The 8209-nt window shown below is 51.7% G+C and carries 7 protein-coding genes and 5 pseudogenes; 4 read left to right on the top strand and 8 right to left on the bottom strand.

Features of this window, described 5'->3' with window-relative positions:
- Positions 1-64 (bottom strand): annotated as a pseudogene (locus MKS11_RS26880) (hypothetical protein); the annotation flags it as partial.
- Between the two features lie 64 nt (positions 65-128).
- On the opposite strand from MKS11_RS26880, the pseudogene tnpC reads away from it, so the two are divergent.
- Positions 129-1568 (top strand): annotated as a pseudogene (gene tnpC, locus MKS11_RS26875) (IS66 family transposase); the annotation flags it as partial.
- Positions 1569-1603: 35 nt separating this feature from the next.
- Positions 1604-2128, top strand: a pseudogene (locus tag MKS11_RS26870) (IS5-like element ISKpn26 family transposase); the annotation flags it as partial.
- Between the two features lie 279 nt (positions 2129-2407).
- On the opposite strand, the gene MKS11_RS26865 reads toward MKS11_RS26870, so the two are convergent.
- Together MKS11_RS26865 and MKS11_RS26860 are read right to left on the bottom strand one after the other, a co-directional pair.
- Positions 2408-2872: an isoprenylcysteine carboxylmethyltransferase family protein gene (locus MKS11_RS26865; RefSeq protein WP_001243598.1), complete on the bottom strand. Its 465-nt coding sequence runs from the start codon at positions 2870-2872 to the stop codon at positions 2408-2410.
- A gap of 245 nt (positions 2873-3117) precedes the next feature.
- Positions 3118-4776 carry an FAD-dependent oxidoreductase gene (locus MKS11_RS26860; RefSeq protein ID WP_000706606.1) on the bottom strand — a complete coding sequence of 553 codons (1659 nt, stop codon included), beginning with the start codon at positions 4774-4776 and terminating at the stop codon, positions 3118-3120.
- A gap of 161 nt (positions 4777-4937) precedes the next feature.
- On the opposite strand from MKS11_RS26860, the gene MKS11_RS26855 reads away from it, so the two are divergent.
- Positions 4938-5288, top strand: coding sequence for a helix-turn-helix transcriptional regulator (locus tag MKS11_RS26855; protein ID WP_000928911.1), 351 nt, complete (start codon positions 4938-4940; stop codon positions 5286-5288).
- 304 nt (positions 5289-5592) lie between these two features.
- On the opposite strand, the gene MKS11_RS26850 is transcribed toward MKS11_RS26855, so the two are convergent.
- From MKS11_RS26850 to MKS11_RS26830, 5 genes and pseudogenes are all read right to left on the bottom strand, one after another.
- Positions 5593-6069 carry a Dps family protein gene (locus tag MKS11_RS26850; RefSeq protein WP_000043177.1) on the bottom strand — a complete coding sequence of 159 codons (477 nt, stop codon included), beginning with the start codon at positions 6067-6069 and terminating at the stop codon, positions 5593-5595.
- Between the two features lie 114 nt (positions 6070-6183).
- Positions 6184-6621 carry a PaaI family thioesterase gene (locus MKS11_RS26845; protein ID WP_016241611.1) on the bottom strand — a complete coding sequence of 146 codons (438 nt, stop codon included), beginning with the start codon at positions 6619-6621 and terminating at the stop codon, positions 6184-6186.
- 160 nt (positions 6622-6781) lie between these two features.
- On the bottom strand, positions 6782-7243 hold the full coding sequence (locus MKS11_RS26840) for a NifB/NifX family molybdenum-iron cluster-binding protein (protein ID WP_000626969.1): 462 nt from the start codon (positions 7241-7243) through the stop codon (positions 6782-6784).
- Positions 7218-7538 carry a DUF134 domain-containing protein gene (locus MKS11_RS26835; RefSeq protein WP_001137910.1) on the bottom strand — a complete coding sequence of 107 codons (321 nt, stop codon included), beginning with the start codon at positions 7536-7538 and terminating at the stop codon, positions 7218-7220. Before MKS11_RS26835 ends, MKS11_RS26840 begins: the two co-directional genes overlap by 26 nt.
- A 459-nt stretch (positions 7539-7997) precedes the next feature.
- A pseudogene (locus MKS11_RS26830) lies at positions 7998-8081 on the bottom strand (hypothetical protein); the annotation flags it as partial.
- A 64-nt stretch (positions 8082-8145) separates the two neighbouring features.
- Here MKS11_RS26830 and MKS11_RS26825 point away from each other — a divergent pair.
- Positions 8146-8209 (top strand): annotated as a pseudogene (locus tag MKS11_RS26825) (hypothetical protein); the annotation flags it as partial.

Below are 8209 nucleotides of genomic sequence, written 5' to 3'. Positions count from 1 at the left end.
AGTACCAGCGTACGGCCCACAGAATGATGTCACGCTGAAAATGCCGGCCTTTGAATGGGTTCATGTGCAGCCCCATCAGCAAAAGGGGATGATAAGTTTATCACCACCGACTATTTGCAACAGTGCCGATAGAACACCTGAGGTCTCAGATAGAAAAACTGCGCCGTATGATGTTCGGCACCCGTTCTGAAAAACTGCGCCGCGAGGTGGCACAGGCCGAAGCGCTGCTGAAACAGCGCGAACAGGCGAGCGATCGTTACAGTGGGCGGGAAGACGACCCGCAGGTTCCCCGCCAGCTCCGTCAGTCCCGGCACCGTCGTCCGCTTCCGGAACATCTTCCCCGTGAGATACTCCGGCTGGAGCCGGAAGAAACCTGCTGCCCGGCATGTGGCGGTGAAATGGCGTACCTCAGCGAAGTCAGCGCGGAGCAGCTGGAGCTGGTTGCCAGCGCCCTGAAAGTGATCCGCACAGTGCGGGTAAAAAAAGCCTGCACAAAATGTGACGGTATCGTGGAAGCTCCCGCGCCGTCACGTCCTGTCGAGCGGGGTATCGCCGGACCGGGTCTGCTGGCCCGTGTGTTAACAGCCAAATACTGTGAACATCTGCCGCTGTACCGCCAGACGGAAATCCTTGCCCGCCAGGGGGTGGAGCTGAGCCGCGCACTGCTCTCCAACTGGGTGGATACGTGCTGCCGTTTAATGGCGCCGCTGGACGAAGCCCTTTATCACTACGTGATGAACTGCCGCAAACTGCATACAGATGATACTCCAGTGCCGGTGCTGGCGCCGGGCAGGAAAAAGACGAAAACCGGGCGTATCTGGACGTATGTCCGGGATGACCGGAATGCCGGTTCGTCAGATCCTCCGGCAGCGTGGTTCGCGTACTCACCGGACCGGCAGGGAAAACACCCGGAGCTGCACCTTCGCTCCTTCCGTGGCGTCCTGCAGGCAGATGCCTTCGCGGGGTATGACCGGCTGTTCAGTACATCGCGAGAAGGCGGCGTGCTGACAGAGGCGGCATGCTGGGCGCATGCCCGCCGAAAAATCCACGACGTGTACATCAGCAGCCAGAGCGCCACGGCGGAGGAAGCGCTGAAACGCATCGGCGAACTGTACGCCATCGAAGCGGAAATACGCGGCATGCCGGAGACAGAGCGTCTGGCGGCCAGACAGTCGCGGAGTGCGCCGCTGCTGGCGTCACTGCATGAGTGGATGGTGGAGAAAAGTGCGACACTGTCGAAAAAATCCCGGCTGGGAGAGGCGTTCACGTATGCCCTGAACCAGTGGGATGCCCTGTGTTACTACTGCCGTGACGGTCTGGCGGAACCCGACAATAACGCCGCGGAGCGGGCGCTTCGCGCCGTCTGCCTGGGAAAGAAAAACTACATCTTCTTCGGGAGCGATCATGGTGGCGAACGTGGTGCACTGCTGTACGGACTGATCGGAACGTGCCGTCTGAACGGTATCGATCCAGAAGCGTATCTGCGCCACATCCTGAGCGTTCTGCCTGAGTGGCCTTCCAACAGGGTTGGTGAACTTCTGCCGTGGAACGTGGCTATACCTGCCTGACCAGTGTCAATACGGCGTCCGGTTAACGCTTACCGACCAAGAACAAAGAGCAGCAACGCGATCCGGAGATGCATCAGACCAAGAAAGGCAATCAGTGGCACTTTGGCATGAAGGCCCACATTGGTGTCGATGCCAAGAGTGGCCTGACCCACAGCCTGGTCACCACCGCGGCCAACGAGCATGACCTCAATCAGCCGGGTAATCTGCTTCATGGAGAGGAGCAATTTGTCTCAGCCGATGCCGGCTACCAAGGAGCGCCACAGCGCGAGGAGCTGGCCGAGGTGGATGTGGACTGGCTGATCGCCGAGCGTCCCGGCAAGGTAAAAACCTTGAAGCAGCATCCGCGCAAGAACAAAACGGCCATCAACATCGAATACATGAAAGCCAGCATCCGTGCCAGGGTGGAGCACCCGTTTCGCATCATCAAGCGGCAGTTCGGCTTCGTGAAAGCCAGATACAAGGGGCTGCTGAAAAACGATAACCAACTGGCGATGTTATTCACCCTGGCCAACCTGTTTCGGGTGGACCAAATGATACGTCAGTGGGAGAGATCTCAGTAAAAACCGGAAATAACGCCAGAAATGGTGGAAAAAATAGCCTAAATAGGCTGATTCGATGTGTTTGCGGGAAAAAAATCGGCCCAGATCCGCGAAATTTTAATCAGCGAGTCAGCTTGGGAAGAAATGACCTGCTTATTCGCACCTTCCCTAAGGTACCAGCACTGGCTCAATGGCTACATACGGCACCTGGTTTACGATTACGATATAAAAGCTCAAGGATGATGAATTCTTTTCTTTATGATTTCGACGTTATTTGTCTCCTGCAACACCACGGGGTTGCTATAACCAGCGACGAACCCGTTGGGTATAGCGTTCCCATTCCAACCCGAAACGTTTTCGAAGCTGTACCTCTTCAACATGGATATGTAATCTGGCTACTACAAACATAAACAACGGTACAGCAAGTATCCCCACCAGGCTGCCAAAGCAGAGAGCAACGGATAACTGGAGCCCGCTCATTCCAAGGTAAATAGGGTTTCGACTCCATGCGTAACAACCGACAGTTACCAGCTTGGTGGTTCTATCCGGATGAAGCGGATTAAGCGTCGTGCCGTTCGTGCTCATCTGCCAAGCGGTGTGCAGTATCATGGTAATACAAACACCGGTCAGCAACACGCTTAGCACTATATTCACGATGTCGAAGGTAAAACGCGGGATTGCAGTCAACACATCAGTGACGAAAAACAGCAATAAGATGAGTGGGGGCGGAAACCATACTCTCAATCGAGTCACGAAGTTACGCATTACACAGACCTATCTCTGAACTAAGCAGCCTGATGGCTGCAAAATGAAAATCCAGTCCTTGCCATTCCTATAGTGACCATGAATCTGACATTATATGCCTGATCTGAAAAGTTATTTTTTTCATAACTGTCCTTATAACGGTGCGGGGTCAGTCCACACCTCTGTTCAGGTGAACAAATTCAGCAGACCACTTCACTGTTAAACCTGTGGCGATTCAGGGTGCCATGTGTATGGCACCTCATCTCTTATTTACTTATTGACTCCGTTACCGCCTGCCAGGTTATAAAGCCACCACTCAGATTATATGTCCTGAAGCCGTGGGCCTGAAGAATACGGTATGCCACATGCCCGCGCAGGCCACTCTGGCACCCTATAAAAATCTCTTTATCTTTAGGCACTTTTTCAAGATTCTCCCGCAGGGAATCCAGTGGAATGGATAGCGCGTCAGGATATTCGCCAAATTGTTTCAGTTCGGCAGGAGAGCGAATATCAAGTAAACAATAACTGCCCGGTTCCCGTTGTAACACATCGCTGACATGACATATGACCGTATCTCCTTTCATTACATTTGTCGCCACCATACCAGCCTGGTTAACGACGTCCCTTGCACTGTTAAAAGGTGGAGCATAAGTCAGCTCAAGATGTTCGAGATCGTTGACGGTAAGCCCCGCGCGCTGTGCGACAGACAGGACATCGATGCGTTTATCAACCCCTTTTTTCCCTGATGCCTGAGCCCCGAGAATTTTACCGGTATCGGGGCTGAACAGCAGTTTCAGACTGATCATCGTTGCCCCCGGGTAGTAACCGGCATGATCAGCGGCATGGACGTAAACCTTCTCGTATCGGGTGCCATGAACTTTCAGCTGCTTTTCATTCGCACCGACGCTGCCAATACTCAGCGAAAATACCTTACAAATGGATGTCCCCTGACTGCCATGGTAAAGGCTGTGACGATCTAGCATGTTATCAGCAGCAATGCGTCCCTGGCGGTTGGCGGGCCCTGCCAGAGGAAAATTAGCGGGTTCCTGAAAGACAAAGTCTGGAGTTTCAACGGCATCCCCCACAGCGTAGATGTCAGGGATACTGGTCTGCATACAGGCATTGACGCTTATGCCTCCCCGTTTACCCACTGCGAGCCCGGCTCCTGTGGCAAGGCTGTTCTCAGGTTTTACCCCGATGGCGAGAATAACCATGTCGGTCTGCAGAAACCCACCCTCAGACAGTGCAACGCGGAATCCCGTCTCTGTCCGCAGTACCTCGGTGAGCGCCGTTCTGAGACGCAGATCCACGCCATGACTCCGGATTTCCTGATGCAGGGCAGATGCCATTTCAGGATCAACCGGAGCCATAACCTGTTCCCCCATCTCCAGCAGGGTCACACTGATCCCCCGTTCGCTCAGAGCCTCCATCACTTCAAGTCCGATAAATCCCCCCCCGACAAGCGTGGTGTGAGCTACGTGATGTTGCTCAATCCACCCCAGGATAGCATCCATGTCAGTAAGATTTCGCAGCGTAAAGACACCCTCTTCCTGTAGCCCGGGCAAAGGAGGGACAACCGGAGCGGCGCCGGTACTGAGGAGCAGACGATCCCATTCTTCGCTATAGACCTCCCCTGAGGTCAGATTTTTAACCGTCACCGTTTTATTAACCGGATCCACTGACGTCACTTCATGACAGATACGGACGTCTATGTTAAAGCGGGATTTAAAATCCTCCGGGGTTTTCAGAATCAGTGACTGCCTTAAAGGAATTTTTCCGCCTATATGATAAGGTAATCCACAGTTGGCGAAAGAGACATCGCTTCCCCGTTCAAACACAACAATACTGACATCCTCTGATAACCGACGAGCTCTGGCTGCAGCGGATGCCCCGCCGGCAACACCACCAACAATCACTATTTTCATTACATCCTCTCTGTTCACCCGGGGCAAAAATGCCTGCCAGATATAATCGTTTCCCCGGGCCGGCAGGACGCTGCAGACCTGACGAACACGATGGCAAAATTACGATACCGTCAGTATACTAAATTATATTATATAAAAACACATAGTATGAGAAATCAGCAATGCTCATGAATGAAGACACAAAACGTCAGACAGATATGAAGAATGCGGCCCTGAGGGCAGCAGATGTCTTACGGGGACTGGCCAACAGCGACCGGTTGCTGTTGATGTGTCAGTTAAGCCTGGGGGAAGCGAATGTGGCCGGGCTGGAAGCGGCGGTCGGTATCACTCAGCCGACCCTGTCCCAGCAGCTGGGTGTAATGCGCCGCCTGAAGCTGGTCGAGACCCGACGGGCAGGTAAAATGGTATATTACCGTATTGAGGATAACCGTATCATGACGTTGTTAAATACCTTATATGATCTCTACTGCCCGCAGGCAGGCACCGGTAAAGGAAGCCATAACAACGAATAATATGATCCTGCTTTCCCCGTAAACCGTTTTATCCATGCATCATTAACCCTGTTCAGGCTGTGAAATGCCAGACCGGAACCTGCGATACCTTAACGGGAAAACAACAGTGGTCCGGATATACCAGCCGATGATGCCCGTCACGGACTGTATTTCTCGTTCACGCATTCACTGATTAACCCACTGATTCAATGGTGTTTAATACTGTGACGGTCAGAAAAAACAGCCACAGGAACACGGATGATTCTGCACTGTCAGTAATAGCCTGTGGCTGACAAACCGTTTTTTCTGCTGCCACGGGGTGACATTATTCAAGCAGGCTACGCAACATCCAGGCAGTTTTCTCATGTAACTGGATACGTTGTGTAAGCAGATCTGCTGTGGCTTCATCATTCGCATTATTAACGAGCGGGAACAGGGAGCGTGCAGTTTTAACCACGGTCTCCTGGCCCTGGACAAGATTTTCAATCATGTTTTTTGCTGCCGGAATATCCTTATCTTCATTAACCGCTGTTAAACGTGAAAATTCATGATATGTGCCGGGCGCGAAGCATCCGAGCGAGCGTATACGTTCAGCGATATCATCAACGGCAGTGGCCAGCTCATTGTATTGATTTTCAAACATTAAATGTAAGCTGTTAAACATGGGGCCAGTTACATTCCAGTGATAGTAATGTGTTTTTATATACAGGGTATAGGTGTCAGCAAGAAGCCGGGACAGGCCGTCTGCAATCTCCACCCGGGATGATTCAGCAATACCAATATCAATGATTTGTTTACTCATAACTACCTCTTACACGGTTTCAGTGGAATATACGATATGCGATTATTCTTTCCGGTCTGAGCAAAACACGCCTCAAATTTTTATAATAACCAGGTACACCTGTCGTCTGTCACACTAGCGATGCGCCAGAGCAATATCCTGCGACGGAACAATGAATTTCGCCGTGGCACGTGCCACTGTCTGCTGTCCTTTTGTCAGCCATGCTTCAAGCAGGTAAATCCCCCTGCGTTGCCCAAGCAGTCTGGCACATACCATCAGTTTGTCTCCGGTACAAACGGGTGAAATGAATCTTACCGTCAGTTCAGCCGTCAGGGCTTGCACACCCTGCATGAACAAACAATGAGTCATTGCTGCATCCAGCAGGGTACTCGTCATTCCGCCATGTAAAAGACCCGTATACCCCTGATGCCTGTGATTGGCCGTGTAGTCCGCACATACAGAGCCATCCGGGTGCTCTGAAAACATTAAGTTCACCGTATCAGGGTTGTTGTCGCGGGAACTACAGACCATACAACAGGTATGGGCCTTTCTGGCATCAAGATAACAATTCATCTGTTTCTGCTCAGCGTCCGGTTGTACTGACGGGAGGCATCCGGAATTCAGTCAGCTGAGGGGCTCCCCCGGCATCATTACTGCCTCCTCCACACATTCCGGCTCCTGGTTTATACACAATACGGGTCTGATAAAAATCACCGCCCGTGATGAAATAAACTCATGAATGGCAACAGCGCCCGTTTCCGTGATGATGCTGACGCCCACCCTGGCACGCATTTTCTGCTGTGTTCCCGTCAGAGTGACAGCATTTTTTCCCTTTCGCCTCATGATGAAAGGACTGGCGTCCCTGCTCCGGCTTATTCAGTTCAGTCAGAACACGGGTATCCGGATCACACAGTTCAGTGAACAAGCGACGACCACAGTCAGTCTGGTACACCGCGATCTGATGCCCCAGTAATTTACCCAGCATCCGTTCCCCGATGTTACGGACCACAACGCGGCTGACTTGCTGTTGAACCAGCAGGTCAACCAGCTTCCGTTTACCTGAACAATCTGCGCCCAGCGCGGGATTTTCTGTCCGGCTGAGCTCCACACCGCGCTCATCCACCAGGACAAGGTGACTCGCTTTGGTAAAATGATTTGCTACCCGGTCGTCATTCACTGGAATGGCTGTGATCATCTTGTGTAACTCCTTCCCTTTCAGAGTGCATTATTAAGGCCTTGCCCTGAGTGAGACAGTCCACAACCTTAAAACGGGCTGCTTTCAGGACATTGGCCAGTGTCTGCCTTGAAACCCCCATTGCAACAGCCGCTTCCTGCTGTTGCATGCCCAGTAAATCGACCAGCCGTAACGCTTCAAACTCATCTTCTTTTAAATGAACATGTTCAAGCTGGCTCATCGGTCGCGCATTGGGCTTAAAACAGGTATCCGCAGGGCGGCCACAGATGTTACGGGGAATTCTGGGTCTTGGCATGAAGGCTCCTTATTGGCATATGCTATATATACACTCATAAACTGGCATATGCAATATACTCTGCTCACCGGTGGAGAATTTTTTGCTTTACCCTGGAGTCTGTAAGTGGGCAGCAGGTCATGAGAGATGAAGAGAAAGAAAACAGATACTGTATGAGACTCAATTTAAAGTGCTGCCATAAGGGGGACGTCTCAGAAAACGGAATCTATGGTCACTCCCGTTTTTGCAACACCGATTTTGACGACAAGTTGGCTTGCTTGAATCTATCCGGCGTCTGAATGGGATTTTATTCCCGCGCCTCGATGAGTTCCGCGCCTGATGAACCTCCAGAAAATATACGGCTTCAATGAGCCTTTCCGTTTTACAGGTTCCTCAACAGGCCGGTGGGCCGTTAGTATCATCAATATCAGTATTCGCAAAACCAGATGAATGATTGTTTAAACTGGTGTATTTCTGCCTTTATGCTTCGTAAGTTTGCTGTCGCGCCGTCAGTGCCCAGGCTATTCTGGCCAGCTTGTTTGCCAGAGCACAGGTGACGACAAAGGGCACTGTTGCAAATAGTCGGTGGTGATAAACTTATCATCCCCTTTTGCTGATGGGGCTGCACATGAACCCATTCAAAGGCCGGCATTTTCAGCGTGACATCATTCTGTGGGCCGTACGCTGGTACT

The organism is Klebsiella sp. K5-45 (genome assembly GCF_030128605.1).
GTDB classification, from domain to species: domain Bacteria; phylum Pseudomonadota; class Gammaproteobacteria; order Enterobacterales; family Enterobacteriaceae; genus Klebsiella; species Klebsiella quasipneumoniae.
Note: the sequence above shows the minus strand (reverse complement) of the source record. Positions and strands in the feature narration are given on the sequence as shown.

Excerpts from the sequence above, each read along its gene's own strand:
- MKS11_RS26865 (WP_001243598.1), bottom strand. The coding sequence starts at position 2,872 with ATGCGTAACTTCGTGACTCGATTGAGAGTATGGTTTCCGCCCCCACTC.
- MKS11_RS26860 (WP_000706606.1), bottom strand. The coding sequence starts at position 4,776 with ATGAAAATAGTGATTGTTGGTGGTGTTGCCGGCGGGGCATCCGCTGCA.
- MKS11_RS26855 (WP_000928911.1), top strand. The coding sequence starts at position 4,938 with ATGCTCATGAATGAAGACACAAAACGTCAGACAGATATGAAGAATGCG.
- MKS11_RS26850 (WP_000043177.1), bottom strand. The coding sequence starts at position 6,069 with ATGAGTAAACAAATCATTGATATTGGTATTGCTGAATCATCCCGGGTG.
- MKS11_RS26845 (WP_016241611.1), bottom strand. The coding sequence starts at position 6,621 with ATGAATTGTTATCTTGATGCCAGAAAGGCCCATACCTGTTGTATGGTC.
- MKS11_RS26840 (WP_000626969.1), bottom strand. The coding sequence starts at position 7,243 with ATGATCACAGCCATTCCAGTGAATGACGACCGGGTAGCAAATCATTTT.
- MKS11_RS26835 (WP_001137910.1), bottom strand. The coding sequence starts at position 7,538 with ATGCCAAGACCCAGAATTCCCCGTAACATCTGTGGCCGCCCTGCGGAT.